This window comes from Rhizobium sp. 2MFCol3.1, from assembly GCF_000377565.1.
Classification (GTDB): Bacteria; Pseudomonadota; Alphaproteobacteria; order Rhizobiales; family Rhizobiaceae; genus Rhizobium.
The window spans coordinates 148,885-170,837 of record NZ_KB898364.1; the positions used below are offsets into that span (position 1 = coordinate 148,885).

18 protein-coding genes are annotated in these 21,953 nt (G+C 55.5%); 6 read left to right on the plus strand and 12 right to left on the minus strand.

Annotation, left to right across the window (positions count from 1 at the left end):
* Position 1: 1 nt before the first annotated feature.
* The gene (locus D460_RS0121550) at positions 2-277 is read left to right on the plus strand and encodes a hypothetical protein (protein WP_026283380.1); all 276 of its coding nucleotides are present in this window, start codon (positions 2-4) and stop codon (positions 275-277) included.
* On the opposite strand, the gene D460_RS0121555 is transcribed toward D460_RS0121550, so the two are convergent.
* The 5 genes from D460_RS0121555 to D460_RS0121575 all read right to left on the minus strand — a co-directional run bounded on the left by D460_RS0121555 (position 274) and on the right by D460_RS0121575 (position 8,161).
* The gene (locus D460_RS0121555) at positions 274-1,902 is read right to left on the minus strand and encodes a hypothetical protein (RefSeq protein ID WP_155947804.1); all 1,629 of its coding nucleotides are present in this window, start codon (positions 1,900-1,902) and stop codon (positions 274-276) included. The genes D460_RS0121550 and D460_RS0121555 overlap by 4 nt on opposite strands.
* A gap of 326 nt (positions 1,903-2,228) precedes the next feature.
* Complete coding sequence (locus D460_RS0121560; protein ID WP_155947805.1) at positions 2,229-3,845, minus strand: hypothetical protein; 1,617 nt, start codon at positions 3,843-3,845, stop codon at positions 2,229-2,231.
* A gap of 226 nt (positions 3,846-4,071) precedes the next feature.
* Entirely contained in the window at positions 4,072-5,028 is a 957-nt protein-coding gene (locus D460_RS0121565) for an ATP-binding protein (protein ID WP_155947806.1), read from the minus strand.
* Positions 5,029-5,049: 21 nt separating this feature from the next.
* Positions 5,050-7,281: a DDE-type integrase/transposase/recombinase gene (locus tag D460_RS0121570; protein WP_196809351.1), complete on the minus strand. Its 2,232-nt coding sequence runs from the start codon at positions 7,279-7,281 to the stop codon at positions 5,050-5,052.
* A 67-nt stretch (positions 7,282-7,348) separates the two neighbouring features.
* Positions 7,349-8,161 (minus strand): hypothetical protein, encoded by an 813-nt coding sequence (locus D460_RS0121575; protein ID WP_018900674.1) that lies wholly within the window; start codon positions 8,159-8,161, stop codon positions 7,349-7,351.
* A 141-nt stretch (positions 8,162-8,302) separates the two neighbouring features.
* Between D460_RS0121575 and D460_RS0121580 the strand changes: the two genes are divergently transcribed.
* The gene (locus D460_RS0121580; protein WP_155947807.1) at positions 8,303-8,905 is read left to right on the plus strand and encodes a hypothetical protein; all 603 of its coding nucleotides are present in this window, start codon (positions 8,303-8,305) and stop codon (positions 8,903-8,905) included.
* Between the two features lie 425 nt (positions 8,906-9,330).
* On the opposite strand, the gene D460_RS36045 is transcribed toward D460_RS0121580, so the two are convergent.
* A complete protein-coding gene (locus tag D460_RS36045) occupies positions 9,331-9,483 on the minus strand; it encodes a hypothetical protein (protein ID WP_018900676.1) in 153 nt (50 codons plus the stop codon).
* A 1,863-nt stretch (positions 9,484-11,346) separates the two neighbouring features.
* Here D460_RS36045 and D460_RS33455 point away from each other — a divergent pair.
* Together D460_RS33455 and D460_RS33460 are read left to right on the plus strand one after the other, a co-directional pair.
* Entirely contained in the window at positions 11,347-11,850 is a 504-nt protein-coding gene (locus tag D460_RS33455; RefSeq protein WP_018900678.1) for a hypothetical protein, read from the plus strand.
* Between the two features lie 113 nt (positions 11,851-11,963).
* Positions 11,964-12,158 carry a hypothetical protein gene (locus D460_RS33460; protein WP_037111796.1) on the plus strand — a complete coding sequence of 65 codons (195 nt, stop codon included), beginning with the start codon at positions 11,964-11,966 and terminating at the stop codon, positions 12,156-12,158.
* Positions 12,159-12,322: 164 nt separating this feature from the next.
* Here the strand turns inward: D460_RS33460 and D460_RS34615 are convergent, their stop codons facing one another.
* The 3 genes from D460_RS34615 to D460_RS0121625 form a co-directional block, all read right to left on the minus strand.
* On the minus strand, positions 12,323-13,498 hold the full coding sequence (locus tag D460_RS34615) for a GAF domain-containing protein (RefSeq protein ID WP_196809352.1): 1,176 nt from the start codon (positions 13,496-13,498) through the stop codon (positions 12,323-12,325).
* A 139-nt stretch (positions 13,499-13,637) separates the two neighbouring features.
* The gene (locus D460_RS0121615) at positions 13,638-14,036 is read right to left on the minus strand and encodes a response regulator (RefSeq protein ID WP_018900680.1); all 399 of its coding nucleotides are present in this window, start codon (positions 14,034-14,036) and stop codon (positions 13,638-13,640) included.
* 985 nt (positions 14,037-15,021) lie between these two features.
* A complete protein-coding gene (locus D460_RS0121625; RefSeq protein WP_018900682.1) occupies positions 15,022-15,345 on the minus strand; it encodes a hypothetical protein in 324 nt (107 codons plus the stop codon).
* Positions 15,346-16,070: 725 nt separating this feature from the next.
* On the opposite strand from D460_RS0121625, the gene D460_RS0121640 reads away from it, so the two are divergent.
* Both D460_RS0121640 and D460_RS0121645 read left to right on the plus strand, forming a co-directional pair.
* On the plus strand, positions 16,071-16,961 hold the full coding sequence (locus D460_RS0121640) for a Ku protein (RefSeq protein ID WP_018900685.1): 891 nt from the start codon (positions 16,071-16,073) through the stop codon (positions 16,959-16,961).
* Between the two features lie 3 nt (positions 16,962-16,964).
* Positions 16,965-17,786 carry a Ku protein gene (locus D460_RS0121645; protein WP_018900686.1) on the plus strand — a complete coding sequence of 274 codons (822 nt, stop codon included), beginning with the start codon at positions 16,965-16,967 and terminating at the stop codon, positions 17,784-17,786.
* A 146-nt stretch (positions 17,787-17,932) separates the two neighbouring features.
* Here D460_RS0121645 and D460_RS0121650 read toward each other — a convergent pair whose 3' ends face one another.
* Genes D460_RS0121650 through ligD form a run of 3 tightly spaced genes read right to left on the minus strand, consistent with a single transcriptional unit; the run spans position 17,933 to position 21,920 of the window.
* The gene (locus D460_RS0121650; protein ID WP_018900687.1) at positions 17,933-18,214 is read right to left on the minus strand and encodes a hypothetical protein; all 282 of its coding nucleotides are present in this window, start codon (positions 18,212-18,214) and stop codon (positions 17,933-17,935) included.
* 44 nt (positions 18,215-18,258) lie between these two features.
* Complete coding sequence (locus tag D460_RS0121655; RefSeq protein ID WP_018900688.1) at positions 18,259-19,275, minus strand: ATP-dependent DNA ligase; 1,017 nt, start codon at positions 19,273-19,275, stop codon at positions 18,259-18,261.
* A complete protein-coding gene (gene ligD, locus D460_RS0121660) occupies positions 19,275-21,920 on the minus strand; it encodes a DNA ligase D (RefSeq protein WP_018900689.1) in 2,646 nt (881 codons plus the stop codon). The genes D460_RS0121655 and ligD overlap by 1 nt, the downstream gene beginning before the upstream one ends.
* Between the last annotated feature and the right edge of the window lie 33 nt (positions 21,921-21,953).

Genomic DNA, 21,953 nt, shown 5'->3' on the forward strand with positions numbered 1-21,953 from the left:
GTTGGCATCGGATCACTTCGATGAAGGAGACAAACCGATGACCACTCGAACCCTGATAGACAGCCTGCGCGACTTCATCGCTCGCCGCCGCGTTCTGGCGATGCGACGCACCGCCATCGAACAGATCGCCCGCCAGCCCGGCCATCTTGCCGCCGACGTGAACGTGCCGCGCCGGTATGCGCCAGCGGGCATCACCGTCGTGATCGTCAGCGCCATGTGGACGGAAAAAACTCTTGATTCCGGAAATGGAAGTTATGTTGATTCCTCGCTTTGCTAAACGTAACGAACGCCTAGTTTAAACGCAGCCAAGTACGCTTCGGCATCCTCTCTTTTATAGATACGAACCTCAGGCGTCATTCGAGATATTCCAGATTTATCAATGTCTTCCATTAGGATATTTGGATACTGGTTCATCCCCATTACAAGCAGGTGGGAGCTTATGTCTTGAAACGTCATGTAGCGTAGCTGCAGTTCCCAGATCATTCCTAAAGTCAGTTTTCCAGGAGGGATTAAGCCCGTGCCGCGCAAAATCGCCCGCGATGTTCGGCACATTCGTAGATAGAACATCACATCATCGAGGTGTATCTGGGTGTCTGGGCTGAGAGCTGACTCGTGATACTGACAAATCTCCCGCACCTGATCGATTTCTTTTGTGAAAATACATTTCGAGAACCGAGTACTGCTACCCTTTGAAGTCTGCAGAGCTACTTTTAGTTCCCCCTTCAGGATGGCCTGATAAACAGACGCCCATGGATGCCTCGATGGCCGGCATGAGTGCACCAGTTCGAAAACAGGCAACCCTTGGGCTTTTTTTGTTTCGCTCGATCTAAAGGATTCGAGATCGAGAGCCGGGGCATTCGGCGACGCTCCCAGCAGCGACCCAAGCGATGCATCTGGGCACTGTATTGACCCAACCTTGTACAAATTCAGGACTTCGCAGCGGGGTAGACCCAAGGATTTAGCTTGGGATTTCACTGTCTTTGGAAAGAAGATGGGGGGGTCTTCAGCTTGGCTTGTCGTCGACGTCGGGTGACGGAAACGCAGTCGTTGCCCTTTTCCGAAAACGACATTCAATTCCTTTCGGATGAACCACTTGAGGTCTTGCAACTGTAGAGGAATGCTCGCGACCAACGGATGGGTCTTCTGGCGAGTGGAGCTGGCAATTTTGCTGTCTTCTATAGATATCGCCATCTCAATAAACCCATTCGGCCAGTGAAGGACACTACGGGCAGCCTTCAGCAGTACAGCGGGCGGGATGGTGTAGTCATTCACCCTCTTGTCTTTCCGGCCCGTCATCTGGAGATTCAACAATTTTGCTGACTCCACGATCAGCGTAAATATTTCTCCCCGAGAGAATCTCCTCAGGCTCTCCCCGATGTTCCACCGCCTCGAGCGATCCGCGCATGGATCAATCAGCGTGAGAAAGAAATCGAGCGCCGTACCGTCGATGATATCGACCATCGGTGATTTCAGTTCCCGCAAGTCCGCGCCGCATTTAGTGCACGTAAAGAACGCCGCTGTTTGCCCGAACAGAAGGCGACGTCCGCAGTCGCAGCGATCTATAAGCTCCTCACGTTTTTCCGGATCAAATGAAAAGCAACGAAGCCCCCAGAGGGCCTTTTGATATCCATGCAGCTTCAAATGTGTCGGTGATACTTTTCGCGCTCCGCCCAAATTGAAAGACGTAATTTTCGCGCCAAAAAAATTTATCAGCCCTGGACGCATTCCGTAAAGGATCGCTTCGATACGTTCGGGTTCCAAACCCAGCATCGTCGCTATCGCCACCGGGTCGATAGGGCGTTTTGTCAACGCGCTGTGAGACCACTGTTTGTCACTGGAGCAACCCAACATCAAATTGACGGCTCGCATATCGGGGAAGCCATTTTCGCACGTTGCTCTCATGAGCAAATCCGGGACGCCCTCGTCCTGTCGAGGGTCTATGGGGAATGCGTACTGCGGTCTCTCGGACTGTTGTAGAACCAATATGTAGGGTCGGGCATGGAGTTTGGTCACAGCGACTCCTTTGAAATGCGCGTTCTGCGCCCGGGAATTTTGAGATTTTGGTGCTCTCCGTTCGTGAAAGACACAATAATCGTCGAGCAAATTCGCTAATCTGCCTCAAGTGAAGAATACATCGGGAGACGGCACTCTAGCTTGAATGCTCGTAGACACTACGCCAGTCGCGTTTCATCGGTCTTTGCGCCTCAAGCCGCCGATGGATCAGTAAGCTAGAGGGAAAGTAGTCCGAGTTTAGACAGGGCTTCGTTTCGATCCCAAAAGGTCACATCACCAGATGTCACGCGCTTGACATCAACGTGCGTCAGCGTCCTATGTAGATTTTTGACCGGACCGCATCGGATTTTTGCAAGGGTTTGCAGCTCAAAGCCGAACGCCCACTTTTTTCGCAACTGTGCCAGCTTCCCCGCTGTAGAAATCCCCGTGATCAGCCCCGAGTTGACAATGTTGGCGGCGACAGACCGTGTCCGATCTATGATCATCGAGAGCTCGTTCTGGCTCATCGGAGCATTGAGGACGTCATCGCTGGTGGGCTGCGTCTTAATAAGAGAGCTCAGAAACGAAAAGTCTTTGACGACAAGTTCCGATATCAACCCACGCGCTGGTCTCTGTCCGCGCCAAACCCCAAGCCGGCCGTCCAAGATCGCGCGTAGTATTGTGGACCAACTAAACGTCAGCGACGGGTCCAAAGCAAAGCAACATGACACAAGGCCGATGGCACCGCTTCTGGTCCCGGGGCGAATGGACTTCGAGATACCGCAAAGCAAATCTCTGTCGATGGCCGGTGTTATAAGACTTCCAAGATGAACGATCGCAGGTGCCAATTCAGGTGCCAGACCGGTCTTGAGGAGCTCAAAAACCGCCGGAACCGGCACCCCTAAATCCTGCGAAAAACGTCTCACGGGTTCAATGTCTCTCAGGGCGGCGATGTAGGTATGCGCAGTCGCCGCACGAGGATCATCCACTACTGTCCCTCTGCTTCTAATCAGACTTAGAACTGCCTCCCTCGGGCGCTTCAGTCGACTTCCGTGTTCGACCGGGGACGCATCGGCGAAGTCCGGCGTGAACGATCTTGAACTTACGGCTTCAACGCGCCGAGCTTTGTCCAGAACAACCTTGATGCGCCTTCTGATCGTCTCTGGCACCGTCGGGTCAAACTGCAGCTTGCGGAGCGGTTTGCTTTTGAACCATCCGAGGTCCTTGCCCCCTGGTGGCGCTGCAGATACTACTTCCACCAGTTCTTCGAAGCCGTGCGGCCATTCGAGGAGGGCCCTTCCAGCTCTTTCGAGGTGTTGGGGTTCGATCACGCCGCGACGATCAATGAGTTCGTTACGCTGGCAAGTTTGAGCAATGCGCACAACGAATTGAAAAAGGTTACTGTGGCTCTCGTCTGCCAACTCTGATGCCGGGGAAAGATAGGTTCTTCGTCCAGTAGCTTCGGGATCGAGAAGACGAGCGGCGAAATCCAAGGCCTTCTCGTCTTGAGGTTCGTAAATTTTAACCGCCAGGTCTCGAAGGTCCCCCATGCACTGGTCACACATCCATGGATCACAAGAGAGTTCCCATCCCAGTCGCGCACCGCATGGGCAGCGATCGGCTAGGTATTCTCGACTAATGGGGTCTATGGCGAGAGGCTTTAGTGACCAGATAGCTTTTAGCCCCTCACCCTTAGCTAACATCTGTGGGGCAATACGTCGGGCACTGGAGATGTGACCGCGCCGAAGGGGATGACCGAAGAACATCACAAAATCCCGGCTTGCGTGGATCGGCAGTTTTTCCCTTGATAGTCTTTCGCGATCGTCAGGATTAAGGCTGAGAATTTCCGCCAATTCCAAAATCTCACTTCGGCTCTCGCATGTAGCGAGCGCCGACAGCTTTCGAACGGACGTACATCCAGCAAGGTCCAGGATGACCGAAGGTCGGGGAAACGCATTCCATAAGCAAGCCCGATGAAGAGCCTCTCTTAGCCCCTCGCCGCATCCAACCTCTATCGGTAGTGCAAATCTTGAACTGCCACCTGTCGTGCGCCTTGACAGTTCGGTTGGCGGGTAACCTTCAGCCACGAGAACGTCCACCCCGCGCCTTCGCGCGTCCAGATACCTGGCGATCTCTGGTAAACGGATTGACTGTGCAGAAGCCGTGCGGGATCGCATAGAGGTCGGTTGCGACCTCGAGATGTCTTACTTCTACACAGCTGGCTCCCTCATCTCGCGCCAAATACGACGCGCGCTCGACAAGGCGCGAAATCCGCCCTGTCCAGCCCCCTGATGCCTCCGCAAGGCACGCGAGGGTATTACCTACCACGAAATTGCTCCGGGTCTCGAACAGGCCATGCTCCTTTAACTTGATGCCCAATTGCGTGCAGTACTTGACCAGAACGGCTGCATCTTTTGGATTTTCTAGCTGCAGCTCATTCATCACCACGGGAAAGTCGATGCTGCAAATCTGCCCGTCGCTACCAATTCTAGCTTTCGCCTCTTCGGTTCCGACTACGGCGATCGGGCAGCCAAAGAGTTTTGCGAAACCTCTAAGATTATTGTGCGTCCTGCTCGCGTCTTTGTCGCTGGCGGTTCGCATTCTCAAATTGTTGGCCTCATCGAAAATAATCAGCAGCATCGGGGATTTTACGATGAGATTTTCGATGCGCTCCAACATCTCATGCGGCTTACCTAAGGTCGGCAGCGGGTCGCCCAACCCTTTGAGGACCTGCGTCAAGAATGCACTTTGTGCAGATTCGCCGTTCAAGGTTATCAACGCGACTTTCGTCTCTTTTTGATTGTAATTGCCGCCAAGATACTTTTCGTGAAACCAATTGATGATGGTTGTTTTCCCGGCATGGGACGGGGCGAAAATCGTCACGCATCCCGCCTCGGCATTAGAGGGACGATTGTCGTTCAGCGCTGCCATGCGGCTATCTATCAAGCGGTTAAACGCCTGATGGGCCTCATCGATCTTTGGCAAGGGTATCCGCATATGGCGGAACTCCAAGGAAATGTCCGGTAGTGGTTTCACCTTATCCGCTCCTTCAATGGTTCAGTGTCGCGTCGCTTCCATTTCCGCTTCCATCTGGTCGAGCAAAGCCTCGCTTTCCGCCGCGGTAAACGTGTAGTTCGCCTCCGACGTGGGAGGCTCCCATTTTGGGATTTGCGAGTCTGCCGCCAAAGTTTTCGACGTCCGCGGTGGGCCCTTCCGCTTGGGCGGCGTGGGCGGGTCGCGTCCGTCGGCGGCTGCGGATGCAATTGGGATATCGACATTCGCGAGACCAAGGTTCGTGACGGGAATGGTGATATCGAAGCTCCGCACGTCCGCCGGGATGACGACCCCTCGTCCCCCCTCAAGCAACCTTGTCGTCTTTTTTCCCGCCTTGTGACTCTGCCTCGGGAGCAGCTGCTCCAGCCGCTCATAGAACTCTCTCAGGTACCTTGCCCTTAGCTCGGGCGGATATTGGAGCTCGAATATCTTCTGGTTGGCCTTTTTCGCAGCAGCGGCAAAGGCGTACGACATAGGAGTCCGAGCGAAAACCGGGTCTACATTTGACAGTTCAACGACCGCCTTCCCTCCCGGACCGGTGACGCCGATTGAAGAGCAATCACCAGGTTTCCAGAGAATCGTGATCTTCAGGCTGACGGCCTCCCCAATTTGCCCTTTTGTTTTGGCAACGAACTCTTGGAGAAGACGACTTACAGCTCCTTCATTATGGAACCGATGCCCTTTGAAGACGACGCCGTTTCTTGTAAGTGTCGCGTTGATCTTCCGTCGCCGAAGCATGAGGTCGAGTTGGCGCAGATCGGGCAAAGTACCTCTTCCGTACTTTTTGATACCTTGCACAAAACGCGCGCCGGGTGGTTCGTCTGTCCCGCCGTGGGGCTTCATATGGTGTTCAGTAATAAGCTTGAACGTTGCCATTTCGTCGATCTCGTCCAGATCGAGCGCCGCATACTTTTGGTGGTCCGAGGAGTTGACATTGGGATAGTCTATGGAGAACCCGCCAGGGAGGCCTTCCATCACTCTCTTGACGGTTCCGATGGCTCTCTCGACGATCGCCTTCCATTCTGGCGACGCTAGCGCCGCATATTCGACTCCTATGTTCATCGCCAGCAGACCCAACTGAACGCTGTCCGTAATGTGAACTCTTAGGTTGTCAAGCACGACGGTCTCCGGGGGGCCGTGGCCTTCCGTTGCGTCCGGGAGGTCTGGAAATCGCCTCTTCCACTCAAGCTTGGGTGTCATGACCATTTTCAGACACGCCATGAACGTGTTGATGGATGGCGGCTCAAAAGTAAGAATGAGAGCAAGCGTCTTTCGCGAGAAGACGTCCACGGCGTAGACGATTTCCGGTCTTTTTGCGGTTAGCACCTCCTTCCGCGTCTCGTCCGAAGGCATGTCTGGCTCGATCGTCCCTGGCGGAAGCGCTCTATTCACTAACCCGTTGGACCGACTTTTCACCGCAGACCAGATATTGCCGACGGTCTGGTCTATGATCACGATCTGGAGCGGACGCACCGCGTCCTGCGGCTTGATCACGCCCTTCAGGCTCTTGTTGACTTTGCGTGATCCATGAATGCGCTCGAGGTTTTGCTTCGTTGACGCCTGTTTGAACCAATTGCGGAAAACACGATCCGTGGGTGGGTCGGGGCGACCACCTTCAATTCCAATGCCGTCGTCGCGCTCTTTATAGAATTGGCCGAAGAACCATTCATAGGCCTGCGCGGGTTTCTTGAGCTCACGCCGGAAAACCTTTTCGATCGCCTCTTGAGCAAGGATGTAAGTCCACTCCGGCCAGATTCCGCGCTTGCGCACGGCCGGCTCCTTGCGCATGCAATCAACCAAGCTCACGTGCCTTGTTCGATTGAAGACAAGCACCCGGATTACAGTTGCTGAGGGTATCCATTCACCGAGCCCGAGCTTATCCGCCTCCGGGTGCAAATCCTTCATGAACTGCGCAAGATCATCCTCGGTTTTCGTATAGTCGCAATTGAATTTCCGCTGGTCTAGGTATTTATTCCCATAAAATTGCTTGGTTGCGGCATGAATCAATCCCTCCCTCTGCTTCTCCCAGTCTTCCATCTCTCCTACAGTTACTTTCCGGCCTTCCGGCTTGAGCAGGGCCAGCAGAAGTCGAGCTGTGAAGGTGTTGAGTTTCTGCCCCGCTTGGGCAGTTTGCATGATCTTGCCGGCAGCATAGTGTATGGCAAACTCGGTTGTGTCCTTGCGCAACAGCTCGCCGTCAGGGAATCGCCTGAGCGTTATTTCGTTGGCATCCAAGCTAACCGCCGAAAATTCCCCGGGCTCGGGGACACACGTCAGCAGGAATCTGTCGTCGATACATATATTAAGCATCTCGTCCGATTTCCGCGTGTTGTCTCAACCAAACTTGGGCGTCCGCGACAAGGCCGCGGCGCAAATCAATGGAAAGGAACTGCTTGTAATGCAGAGCCTTAACCAACCTCTCACCTAATGGCTGACCTCCCAAGGCCTCGCTCAGCGCTCCATAGGTCAGGCACTTTTCTCGTCCGAACTCGAACAAACAACGGGATCGCTCGAGGTCTCCGACTGCGTCCCTCGCCCCGGCTTCAAGGTGAGTGATGACGCCCATCAACGCCGAGTTGATATGTGGTTTCTCGGTGAGGATGAAGAAAGGTCGCTCAACGTGGGCGTAGATGGCCTTGACGATATCCATCTTCGCTTGGTCTGAGGGGTCATTTAAGCTACCATCAAGCATCGATTTCATCTCAAAAACGACGGGTACGGCGTCTTCGAAGGCAATCTGAGTTTGGAACGGCTCGGCTACAGCTTCGTACAACGGCCTCTCCGCCAGCAACTCACAAAGCAAGCTTGGATGGACATAGGCCTCAATGTCGGGCGTATATCTGAACTGCCAATTCACCTCTCGCACTTTAAAGAAAATAGAGTGTGGCTGCGAGTTGACCCTAACCACTCGGGAACACGCGGACAGCATTCTCATCGCGTCCCGCTCCACATCCCGGCTCTCCCAAGGCACCCCGTGATGTTTCAGTTTATTTAATGGAATCAGCCCGACGGCATGCGTTCGACGTCCATTTGCCACCCATCTTGTCGGGGCATCGCCCTCTGCTCGGGCGAAGGCGAAATAATCGAGATGGTAGGGTTCTTTCTTCTTCGACAATCACACCTCCTCATCGTCTGAATTCATGGAAACAGCGCGGTCGACCGTGATCGACCCACCTACCCGCATGACAAAAAAGCTACAAAAAGATAGACTCAACCTAGCAGACCAAGATCATTTACCCCGAAAAGATTCCTCCAGTTGCCACGTTCAAAACAAGATATCATTCCGCCCAAGACGGAAACCGAGAATTCTTTCTTTCAACAGAAAGATTCCGATATGCGGTCAGCTCATCTCGACCTCACTGCCTGGGCGGGTGAACTTAAACGCAAGATCGCCACATCCGAGGAAGAGACCGCTGTCTTTCGTCGTCAGGCCGCCTCACTGCGGACGCGAGCAGATGTCTTACTCGATATGGCGAACCAGGCTGACGCAGAAGCGCAGGCGTTGCGCCGGCTGCTCCAACAGGTCGAAACGACAGAAGTCTCGATCAAATCTGGGCCGAGCTCCCAAAAGCCCCCCCCCGAAGCCGAGCGCAAAAACCTAGCCTCACGTGTCCGAACGCACGTCAAGATCATCCTTAAGGCCGCCGGACGCCCCCTCGGGCGAACTGAAATTCTATCGCAACTTATAGACGGCGGCATCAACATACCCGGTAGCAATCCAGCGCAAAGGGTTGGAAAGATACTCTGGGAGGCAAACGAATTTGAGTACAAGGAGAAAGGTTATTGGCTCGCAGGCGAACCGATGTCTAAACACCTTATCCCCTCGAAACGTTACAGAGCGCCAAACCGCTTGAAATAGCTTGCCACCCGGTTGTTGCCGAACTCGACCGACCTTTCAGGTACTTTACAATCTTAATGCTCGCGGTCTCACGGATCATTTCGTTAGTCGATAAACCATTCCTCTCACACGGATAGAATCTCAGAGATCAACTGGTATCATCCCAAAATCGCGATCATCTTCTCCCACCAGCGCCCACATCGCGCCCCAAAGGAAGGGTGGAAAGAAACCAGCTTTTACGGCTTCGCCCACGGCGTCGAGCCAGCATGGTGTCTGGCTCGACGCATTTTGGACCAAGAGACCGTCGAGTTGCTTTCAGTTGCCCTCGACGCTTGCCCCTCGTTCAACCTTGGCTTTGGTTGATTATGTCGCTTTCGCATGACACGTCGTCGACGCAGTGAGAGGCATGTCCTCCCTCCGCCGAATGATCCACGTCAGGGGCGAGACTACTCGCTGTCCCGGCCGATACGATCCATTCGTCGGAGGAAAATCGAGCGGCGAAAGTCCATGAGTTCCTCGATCGCGTCCTCATACGGCTGCAAATCAAACTCACGGACAAGGACGGGAACATTCTTGGAAGGCGGGGTAAACGGCTTCATTCGAGTACTCCTCTATCCGTTCACTCAGGGGAACGGCGCGCGAACAACCACCACGGCGGTTATACCGTTCTGTAGATGGAAGGTCGCGATGGTTCAGTGAACGCCCTTTTTGGGCATATGCGGGCAAGTCGGCCAGGTAATCAAACTGCCTGGAGCGACTCTTAACTGTCGCAGTTGTAGAAATTCACCGTTTTTTAAGAACCGGAGCTCGGTAGAAGATCGTTTTCTGTTGTTTTCGCAGAATGTTCGAGATAGAACGATGCGTGATGTAATTCATCTGGTCTAATCCTCTGTTAGGCCATTCGGCAAAGTCGCTTCGATTGGCTTTGCCGGGCTTCTGGATCGGGCCGCACTGCTAATGCGGCCTTTTCCTATTTAGCCGATCGCATCGTGAGCGAGACTTGTTGACGTCGGCCACCGCAAATAAGCGTCACCGCCGCTTTTTTTCAAGGCTTTCTTTTTCGACAGGAGCCGACAGCGGCATACATAAGCCGTACCTAAAATACTGACCTTTACATTTCCACGAATCGCGGTGCCGATTCTGTGCGAGACTGCGCCGCGTCATGCGCACCTCAAATCGCCGGGCGATACCGATGTGCTCCGCGATCGACAGTGGGAAGGCTTTGGACAACCGAAGACTTGCATTACCTACCTCAATTTTTTTTGCTCGGAATGAGAGGGCATCAACCTTCGTCCACGGTGAAATGTAGACGTCAGGCCGCTATCTCACTTCGCTAGGGGAATAGACGGGTTCTTATGATTGTGACGTTGGCCGCCGTGCTTAACACCTACCAAGAAAGACCCCAACTTCGATTGAAGTCTTCGTACACGCCAAATCTCAGAATATTGTAGACACCGGTCTATAGCCGGCAGCGACAGTGCGATGTCAGTTCGGCGGCAGTTTCATATTCTAATTCAAGGATTATTGGAGCCTTCTAATTTCCCAGGACTACATGGAAAACCTCTAGGTCCGAAGGCTGATCCCGCGACGATCTCGACAGAACGCTTTTGCTGCGGTTTTCGGTTACTGATGGGGTTCGAGCGGGTGCTTTGGGCGGCGCAGCAGGCAGTCATTTCATGCAAGCGCTATCAAGCGGAACACTCGAGTTTGTTCTTGCTTTTTTGCGAGAAGATACCCGTTGCGGATTTTAGGACGATTCGTTCAAAGCTTGAAAAAAAAATAAAACTTCGGCTATGGGCGCGAAATCGTTCACGACGCTCATATCAGGCGCGAATCGATGTGGACTTGGCTGCGAAGACCGATCTCGATTCACACGGCCATGTATGGAATCGCATTAGAAAGTAAGCTTGGTTGACCGCCTTACTCTCGTCAGCGGTCATGCAACGATAATCGCCCGGGGTCCGATCGCACTCCCGCTGTGTCACAGATGAGGTCGATGATTTGCAAGCTATCTGCCGGCAGCATCTGGGAGAAGCTGCAGCCCTCCGACCGAAAGAGCTCCAGCAGACGAGCGCTGGCGCATTGGCGCTCCTGTTCAGATAGGTAGTTCTGTTGGCTCGGCATGAAGGGTCTCTGCATCCATCCATTGGACGACGCGTGTTTGCCGGCGTCAATCGCGGAGCTCTCGAAGGAAAGCTCTACTGATCGCCGCTTTGTCGGAACGATCCGGTAAACAGCAAACGGCTGGTGTTGTTTAACTGCTTCGGAGATTGACGAGTGCATCCTAGTCCTTTTCGAGCCGAGCATCAGGCAGATAGCCGCTGCCCAAAAACCATCAGAGAGTGATGGGCCGCGATCGACAGGGTCAGGTCCAGCGCGTCTCACACCCGCGATTGATCCAATAACTGACGGCAACATCATCGCGGCTACAGCGCTCGACCGAAAACCTCGGGATCGACGGCGTGCTCCGTCTCCAGGCGATCATCGACGTTGAGGTTGATAGCGAGGGTGCGTTTCGATTTTCGACAAAATTCGATTACAGAAGGTTTCATACCCAAGAGGCTGCAGTCAAACATACTTGTCTGATGTCAGCCTTAAACAGGAATTACGGATTGCCAGAGTACCCGACGACACCCGACAGGCGATATTTTGTAGTGCGCGGCCGCCTGTGGCGGCAGTGCAATCCCGCCCTTGATCAAGAAACCCATGATCGCCTAGTCGCCGAACTCATGGCGGCGCGCCGGGCCGTTCGCGATGCACAAGCGGGTAGTTGTGAGATGGCGGAGGCCCGTACGAGAGTTAACGATGCGAAATTAGCGCTTGGCGAGCGGGGGCCCGCATGGTGGGACGACGGCGCGCCCGACTACAATCGGTACCTGGCCCGGAACACGCCCTATGCCGACTGGTATGCCGATCTGCAAGATCGTTCATTTACCGCGAAACAATCCGGCGATGTGAAACGTTAGTTGGCTCAGTCGGTTAAGCGATACCGATTGAGCTGCCAATGACGCGGCGAGCGCTGCTAGCTCGCGCTGGCTCCTGGCACGCCACTGCGGAACGGTGTTGCGGAGGACCGAAGTTGACCAAGTACTTCTTTCACCTACGGACCGATGACGTCCTCGAACTGGATGAAGTCGGCGCGGAATTCGATACAGACGATTTAGCCATGCTCGAGGCGTCAAACGCTGCCCGCGAGATGGTACTCGACGCCGTTGTCTCGGGAGGAGGCCCCTTGTTCAGCAGTTCGAAATCACTCGCGAAGACGGTACGATAGTCAGCATTCTACCATTCAAAGCGGTTATTCGCCTTGGGTAGCTCGATTTAGTTGCCTCCCATACACGGACGTCGCCTGGGTGAAACTTGACCCAAACTACTCGAATACGCTTGCCGCCGGTTTAGCGCCCGTTCGCCTTCCAACGCTCTGCGCATTTCACTCCATCAGGCTGGGACGGATAAAAAGCTGAGGGGAAGCTCGATCAAGATATCAAGACCCTCACTGCTCCAGTCGTATGAAAGCTTGCCGCGAAGGCTCCCGACAGTCCTTTTGACCAGGGTCGACCCAAATCCAGATTGCACGGGAGCGGAACCGCCTGGGCCTCCTCTTTCGCTCCACGTGATCCGGAGGTCTTTATCTCGTGTACATACAACAATGAGGCGACCGTCATCGACACTCAGCGATCCGTATTTGGCGGCATTCGTTGCAAGCTCATGGAGGATCAGGGCGATAGCCGTGATATTGGCTGTAGGGATTTTGACGTCGTCGGCACCGATGATGGCTATTTTCTCAGGGAACGCCTCATTTCCATAGGGCGCAAGTATGTCCATCAATATCTGTTTGAGCGAAATGGCCGGCTGTTCAGTCCCATCTCCCGTTGGAGTGGCCTTTGGGCGAACAAGATCGTGAGCGCGGCTAAGTGCGCGCAACCGTCCCCTGACTGCAGTCGCGAACTGCTCCGCGCTGCTAGCGGTCTTAGCGGACATCGCCAGCATCGCGTCGGCGAGCGCAAACACGTTTTTTACCCGGTGATTCAGCTCGTTGATCAGCAGAATGCGTTGCTCTTCGGCTCGGTCTCGTGCGAGTTCGTTGCGATATCTCTCAATAGCGATAGCTGTCGTACGGGTTACCATCCCGATGACTTCGAGATCGCGCGCGGTAGGCTCCCGCGGCTCGTGATAGTAATTGGCGAAGGTTCCGAGGATACGACCTTCAGCGGAACGGATCGGCATCGACCAACAGGCGCGGAGGTTGTGTTTCAAGGCGATGTCTTTGTAGTCGACCCAACGCGGGTCTGTCGCGATATCGACGGCCATGACCTGTTCCCCGGTGAAGGCCGCCGTACCACAGGACCCGACACCGTTACCGACCGGAATGCCGTCAACCGCCGCATTGTATTCAGCCGGCAGAGTTGGAGCTGCACCTTCTACGAGATTCTTACCGTCTTCGGTCGTTAATAGGATCGACGCGAGGAGCTCTCCGTTCGCAGGCTTCTCCACCAACAAGATAATGTCGCGCAGGACGTCCTTCAGCGGTCCGCCGAGGGCGACGCGGGCCAGGATGTCTCGTTCGGCGATGATGAGGTCGGATGATGCTGCATGATTGCTTTTAAACGTCACAGTCCAGTCTTCTCTATCTGAGAGCCGGATGTCGACGACAGCGGCAATTCTCGTCACTACTTAGCGCATCGACCTTGAAAGTCATCCACTGACAGCCGACTGCCAATGAATTTCAGACATCGGCGCATTCGTCGGTGCTCTAAGAAGCTACGGCTTCTTCGCTACCCCGGCGTCGCTGGATCACGCTTTCGACCGTCGCGATGGCTACCGTCGCATTGTAAGGCTTCGGCAAGAACTTCGCTCCCGCTGGCAGGTCGGACGGATTGACATCCGCCCTGCCCGAAGTCACGACAACACCCATGTGCGGGCTAACACTTGCCACCATGTTGGCAAGGTCTATGCCGCTCAGGCCACCAGGCATGTCGACATCGGTGAAGATCGCGTCGACATCCGTTCGCATGCCAAGCACGCCTACGGCTTCCAGCACCGATCCGGCCTCCAAAACAGCGAACCCAGCGCCTTCCAACGCATCCGCAATAAACAAGCGGATCAACGGTTCGTCTTCAACCACAATCACAATCCGGGCGGGCATCGTCATATCGGTTCCCCTAGTTGTCAGAGGAGTAACGCGGCTTTCCGCGAGGTGGCCTCAAAACATCCACAGCGAGTTGGAAACATATTTAATAAAATGCGAACAAAACCTCGAAGGATCACTGCGCGCATAGGCACTGCATCCCGCGAGCCTGCCATTCTTGAGCATGCCCAGCAGGACACCACCTGCGTTTTCGACTTCAGTGTAGGGTCGAAGTAGCGTGACGGCTTGAGACGACCTTGCGAACGGCACCGACGAGGCGAGCGGTAGACATCACGATCTCGCTCGCCACATCTGCATCTCCCTCAGCTACATCGGCTGCGAGCTCCCCGATTGACATAGTGGCGTCTCTCACCAGTTCGGCTAACCGCTCGCTGTCTTCAGGTAGTTGCCGGGCAAACGCCGCCAAGAGTTCGCTGAATTGGAGATGGACGGCCCGTATCTGCTCGGTCGTCAATGACCTGCGTGGCGAATGTTCCGACATCCATCGTCCTCTATGATGGTTTCATTGCAAAAAGGTCGGGTGGCTGTTGGCACCCGACCTTTTTACTGTCTCTACGACTGCCAGCCTGACCTCCATGGCTGACGTCGGAAACGCTTGCATTGCAATTACTTAGCGCGGTCGCGGCCTAGTTCAATGGCCAGCGTATGGTTTTGGATCGGAAGCGGCCCGCCTTCTCAATTCGAGTTTTGCACGGGCGCTGGAGTAGACACATGCCCTGAGCCTGCAGACCCGCCGGGTGTGGGTGACGTTGGACTGCGAGGAGTGAAAACGAGCAAAGCCGCGATCACACCAAGGAAGACGACGACGGCGGCCAGACCCAATCGAGACCTGTCCCCCAGCCGCCGCGACACGGCTGGCCTGCTCGCCTCATACGGCGTGTCCTGTTCAATCGAGCCGTCGTCTCTTTTGGTTGCCATGGCTGCCTCCTCGTACGAACAAGCCTATCTTTGGCCTACTCCGCTAGGCTAGATCAGCACAACGCCGACCTCACGATCGATTTCTGAGCGAATAGATCGCAATTGTGCTTAACCCTAGCAGCCCCACGAAGATGGCACCAAGCGATATCGATGGGTCCTGTTTCAGGCTTGCATTACGGCTCAGGGTGGTCTCCGCATCTCTCTCAGAGATTTTTTCCCGAAGAAGTGCTACCTGCCGCCGCAAGTTTTCGTGCTGCTCGATCAATGACGCAAGCTCTTTCTCCTCTAAGCCTTCCAGGGCGCTTTGCTCATCCGTCACCGTGTCCTCATCGAGATCGATCTCATCTCGCAGCAATGCCTGCAGGTCGATCTTTTCTGAATCCGCTGTCCGCATTTTCACTCTCCTCCATTGCCATACGTGCTATCGTTCTTGGCTTTCGCAGCTGATCGGGGCCTCGCGACAACGGCGGCTGACATACAGCCCCCTTTTCAGCAACTTACGTATCCAGTCCTGGGTCATCACTGGGTGGTGCTCCAAGGCAGGGCGCTTGGTCGCCGCCCGTGCTTCGCTTCCGACCAAAAAAACGTGTGCAATGACGATGTGTTCCGCACCGTCCACCTCAAGAGAATCCGAGATAGCCGACCGGAAACACAAGGACATCAATGTCCGAAAGGTACCGTGGGCCTATCCTGTTGTCGGAGTAGCCGAGGGCTCAGTTTTTTGGCGACAAATAGGACCTGGTGCCAACGTTCGAGAGCCGTTCGGACCTGTTTCGACGGCATCATGATCTTTTCGCTTGCTTGCGCGTTAGCAGGCTATGGACAACCCAAGCGCTCCAACGAATGCAGAAACTGATCGGGCCTTAGCCCGGCTGCGCCTGTCCCAAATGGAAATTATCGAAAGTCTTCTCGAATTCGATATCAGCTCTCTTCAGTCGTACGCCGACGGTATAGCGGAGGAGCGACAATTTCTCACGAAAATCACCGAACACGGTAGGAGATGACTTGGCTCGCGTGAGAGACTGGTTTCCTCGGTGAGAATTTCGCCACCAGCCCCGCGAGGTGGGAACCATGAATTCCAATTTGAGTTGTTGCATCGGCAAGTTGGAGGATACACGTATGACTGCGCACCGGGCCCAATGGAAAGGCCACCTCAAGGTCGGCGAACTTACCTGCGCCGTCGGGCTATACACGGCAGCGTCCACGTCGGAGCGGATCAGCTTTCATATGCTGAACGCAAAGACCGGCAATCGACTCAAGCGCGAATTCATCGATAGCGATACCGAGGAGGTCGTTGAGCACGACAGCCAAGTTAAGGGCTTTGACACGGGCAACGGCGACTACGTCATGATCGACCCGGAAGAAGTCGCCGCCGTCGTGCCGGACGCCGACAAGATGTTAGAGGCCGAGGCCTTCATACCACATGAGAAGGTCGACGACATTTACTTCGACAAGCCGTACTACCTCGTGCCGACCAATGACGAAGACCAGGATGCTTTCGCCAGCATCCGAGATGCTTTGGTAAAGACCAAGGCCACAGCAATCGCGCGAACCGTTCTCTTCCGAAGGGCGCGAACCGTCCTGATACGACCGCACGGCAGAGGACTGATCGCGACGATGCTCAACTTCGACTACGAGGTGCGGTCTTCCAAGGAAGCGTTCGAGAACGTCGCCAAGGTCAAGGTAGAAGGCGAAATGCTGGACCTCGCCAGACACATCATTGAAACCAAAAAGGGCGAATTCGATCCCGCCAAGACGGATGACCGTTACGAAACTGCCCTGGCGGCACTGGTCAAGGCAAAGTCCGAAGGCAAGACGCTACCGAAACCAAAGCCTATCAAAGTGTCCAAGCCTAACGACCTGCTGAATGCACTGCGCGAGAGCGCCGGAATGGACAAGGGCTCATCCAGGAAGCCAAAAGCGGCTAACGCTAACTCCAAGAAGAAAGCTGCATCTGCGGCAAAGAAGCCAAAGGCGCGAGCAAAAACCGCGCATAAGAAGGCGAGTTAAAAAATGCCAGCCAGTCGCCCGTATTGGAAAGGCTACCTCAAGCTCTCACTCGTCACCTGCCCCGTGGCCATGACACCCGCGACTTCGGAATCCGAGAAAGTGCGGTTCCATACCCTCAACGAGAAGACCGGTAACCGCGTCGTCTCCCAGTACGTGGATAGTGTCACGGGCAAGCCTGTCTCAGATGAGCAGGAGGCCAAGGGTTATGAGCGTGGAGAGAACAACTATGTCATTCTGACCGACGAGGACTTGGAAGCTGTCGAATTGGAAACCGTTCGGACCATCGACATCGAGAAGTTCGTCCCGCGCGAAAGCATCGACTGGATTTATCTCGATACCCCTTTCTACCTGACGGCCAACGAGAAGATCGGCGACGAAGCCTTTGCCGTCATCCGCGACGCGATGAAGGCCCAGGATATGGTGGGTGTGTCTCGTGTCGTGTTAGGCCGCCGGGAACGTGTCGTGATGTTGGAAGCCAGGGATCAAGGCATTGTTGTGTGGACGCTGCGCTTCGGCGACGAGGTTCGGCCGGAGAGCGAGTATTTTACGGGCATCGAGAAGAAGGGGGATGCCAAGGGCACTTCTGCTCTGGAGACGATTATCAAGAAAAAGATGGCTGACTGGTCGCCCGAGATGGCGTCCGACCCTGTCCAGGAGAGCCTCATCAAGCTCATAGCTGACAAAAAGAAGGCCAAAATGCCATCCGGGAAGACGAAGTCGAAAGCTTCGAAAAGCGACGACCAACACGAGAGCAATGTCGTCAACATAATGGACGCTTTGAAAAAGTCGGTTGCCAAAGAGCTGAAAGCTCGCAAAGCGGGCTGACCGCTTCGCATTATCTGGCGGGCGTCAGATGGTATCCGCGCGACGGTATCATCCAGAAACTTTGGGCAAAGGTCTCGGCAATGTGCCAAAGGGTGTTTCGACGACACACCGATGGTCGAATACGCCCTCTTCCTGCGACGTCGTCATCATGTCATTCTGCCCACGAGTTCCGCATACTGTGCGAACGTGTAACTTCTTCCGTGCTGACTGGCTTGATTGGCGAGAGACAAGACGCGGATGGGAAACACCGTTGCCGCCTGATTTGAGTCAGAGACGCCGTCGCCATCAGGACGCGAGGCTGCGTTCTCGGCGCTGGCTAGGGCTTGGCCAATCTCTTCGTGGGTCATAAGCCCCTTTCGAACGATGGCTTCCGACACAGCGGCAACTGCCATAATGAGCCCTTCCACCTGCAAGTTCGCGGTATTCATGTCCTGCTCCTTCAGTTTTGCTGTTTCTAGGTTACGTTTATCGATCAAATGATTTGGTCGAAGCGACATTGCTCAGGCTTCTTGTCGGGATGCCACCGGACGATCCTCGTCCCGTGCCGAAATCGACGAGCTGTGACCTGATCGAACTTCACTTCGACGACCAATTCTGACTTTATCGGCACCCACTCCGCTGAACGCGCCGTGCTCCAGCGGCTCGGGCCACCGGGAGCTTTACCTGTGAAACCCGGCGCTTGTTGACGGGCTTCCAGTTTCGCTGTTAGCTCTGCTCGGTCGGCATCCGATATTCCCGACATGAAGCCGACGTGGTCAAGCTCTCCCTCATCGTTGTACAAACCGAGCAGCAGCGATCCGACCATTTTGCTGTCACTTTCATACCTGAACCCGCCGACCACACAGTCGGCGGTCCTGATCCGCTTGACCTTCACCATGGCCCGCTCGCCCGGCCGATAAGGGTCTGTCAGGCGTTTGCAAACGACGCCATCGGTGTCGCTTCCCGAGTCCGCCAGCCATTTAGTGGCATCAGCTATTTTGGTGGTCGTCGGGGATAGCTGGATTATCGCGGACGCTACGTTCTTAGTGAACGATTCTAACGCGGTCCGTCTTTCTGAGAGAGGCTGGCCCAACAGAATATGGCCAGCCGGGTCCATCAGCATGTCGAAAGCAACCAGTCTCGCCGGCGTCTCCACCGACAGCTTTTTGATCCGGCTTTCCGCCGGGTGCAATCTCATCTGGAGAGCATCGAACGAAAGCTTTCCGTCCAGATCGATGATCAGCTCACCGTCGATGACAAACTGCTGGATATCTATCGAAGCCAGGAATGCGATGACTTCAGGAAAATAACGGCCAAGCGGCTTACCAGACTTGGCACGAATATCGACCTCGCGGCCGTTCTTGAAGGCGAGGCACCGAAAGCCATCCCACTTCGGCTCGTACGACCATCCGTCCCCCTCGGGCAGAGTCTCCGCAAGCTTGGCCTCCATTGGCTCGGTCTCGATCGACAGTTCCGATGGCGTGATCGCTGACTTGGTATTCTTGGCCATCACGCGGCCGCCTTGGTGGACCTGGCGAGACGCTTGATCGCCTCCCCCAGGGGACGTCCAGCGTCGGAATAGTCCTCCCATGCCGATGTCTTTGCCAAGAGCGCGGGGACCGTCCTTATCGTAAACTTCTTGGGATCGAGATCAGCCCTGACCTGTCGCCAGGTGATCGGCATCGACACGGTGGCTCCGGCCCTCGCCCGAGGCGACAACGGAGCGACGGCCGTCGCCATTCGATCATTGCGGAGATAGTCGAGGAAAATGCGGCCTTCACGCAGCTTTTTGGACATCTTGACCAGGAATTGATCAGGGGCGTCCTGAGCCATCTGATTGCAGACGTCGTGGGCGAACTGCTTGGCTTCCGGCCACCCAAGCTTGGTCTTCCGCCTGGCTAAAGGCGTCACGACATGCAGTCCCTTGCCCCCGGTTGTCTTGCAGAAGCTTGTCAACCCGAGAGCCTCCAACCGATCACGCATCTCCTTGGCGGCCTCGATGACAGTCGAGAACGGCACGTCGGGCGCAGGGTCCAGGTCAAAGACAAGGCGGCCAGGTACCTCCGGCTCGTCGGGCTGGCAGTTCCAGGGGTGAATTTCCATGGCAGCGACCTGTGCCACCGCTGCCAGCCCCTCAATCCGGTCGATCTGCAGGTACGGCTTGCGGTCGCCGAAGACGGTGACAAGCTCCAGGAGATTGGAAGTGCCCTGCATCGCGTGGCGCTGGAAGAACTCCTCACCGCCAATGCCATCCGGGCAGCGTATAACGGATGACGGACGTCCCTTGATGTGTTCGATCATCCAGGGCCCGACTGCCTCGAAATACCGCGCCAGGTCTTCCTTGGTGACGGGCTGGCCATCTCCGGCGTCGGGCCACAGCGGCTTGTCGGGGTGGGAGATCATGACACCCATGACGTTGGCCTTGGCATTGGAACGCCGATTATATGGCTTCGGCTTCACGACCGGGTCTGGGACAAAATGCTCCTCAGGCTTGGCTGGCTTCTCTGCCTCAACCTCGTCGGCAGGTTTGTCCTCCCGCAGGCCCTTGAAGGCTGCCTGGCGGACGAGACCATCGGCCGTCCATCCGGCAAACTCGATTTCCGCCACCAGTTCAGGCTTGACCCAAACGACATCGGGGTCCTTTTTCGGCGCACCAACGCCAGTGAACGGCGATGTCTTCGCGGCCACCTCTTCCAGCTTCGGCAGCAGCGTTTTCACCTTCGCCGCGCCATATCCAGTGCCCACGCGGCCCACATAGACGAAGTTTTCACCACGATGGACACCGACGAGCAGTGAGCGAAACCTTCCATTGGTTTTGGCCCACCCCCCGATGACGACTTCATGCCCTGCCCTGCATTTCGACTTTGCCCAAGTGTCGGTTCGCCCGGAAACGTAAGGGGCGTCGGCCTTCTTCGAGACGATGCCTTCAAGTGACAGCTGGCAGGCCGACTTGAGAACGGCGTCGCCACCGGTATCGAAATGCTCCACGAACCGAAGGCGAGCTTCGTCTTCACCTGCCTCCAACAGACCCTGAAGGCGTTCCTTTCGCTCGGTGAGCGGCTGCTCTCGCAGATCGTCACCTCCGTTGAATAGTAGGTCGAACGCGAAAAACACTAGGTCGTCGGTCTTCTTTTCAGATAGCGACGCCTGCAGAGCCGCGAAGTCCGGAGCCCCGTGTTCGTCCAGGGCGCAGATTTCACCATCGATGATGCAATCAGCCAGCTCGGACGCTGCGGCCGCGATGGCCGGATACTTCGCCGTCCAGTCGAGGCCTTTCCGGGTTTTGAGGGTGACCTCACCGTCGAGAACCCGCATCTGGATGCGGTATCCATCGAACTTGATCTCGTGAATCCAGCCGTCGGCACCCGGCGGTCGAGCCAGCGTCTCGCAGAGCTGCGGTGGAATGAAGTCCGGTACTTTAGCAGTCGGTTTTTTCTTGGTCGTATTTTGCTTGGCGGGTTTCCCTGCTGCTCCCCGCTCATCGGCCGCGAGGCCAACATTGCTGTCCCATACGGCGTCCGGTCCAATTGCTTCGCCCGCAACCATGAAAGGCTTTGGCTTCTTGCCCTTGCCGCCCGCTATTGCCTCCATCGTTCGACCGGAGGCAACGGATGTATCCTTCTCCAGGATCGCCGCGCCATCGCCGTCAACTGCATCGTCGTCATGGTGCTTGATAAGCAGCCAGTTGACGTGCTTGCCGCCGTCGCGGTCGCCGCGCATGCGGACAAGAACGAAGCTGCCGTGGAGCTTTTCACCTTCCAGGGTGAACTTGAGATCGCCTTTCTCAAGCATTTGCTGCGGGGTCTTCTTGCCTTCTGGTTCCCAGTAGCCGCGATCCCAGAGCATGACGGTACCACCACCATATTGCCCTTTAGGGATCGTGCCTTCAAAATCGCCGTAGTCGAGCGGATGATCTTCGACCTCAACAGCCAACCTCTTGTCGCTTGGATCAAGCGACGGGCCTTTGGTCACGGCCCATGACTTGAAGACACCGTCAAGTTCGAGACGGAGGTCGTAGTGAAGCCGCGTGGCGTCGTGCTTCTGGATGATGAACCGAAGCCTGTTCGACGGCTTGATGTCGGTGGCCCCATGCGGCTCCTGCGTGACCTTGAAATCCCGCTTTGCCTTGTATTTGGAGAGCTTTTCTTCCGCCATGTAAACCTCGCCATGCTTGGGTGCAACCTCAAC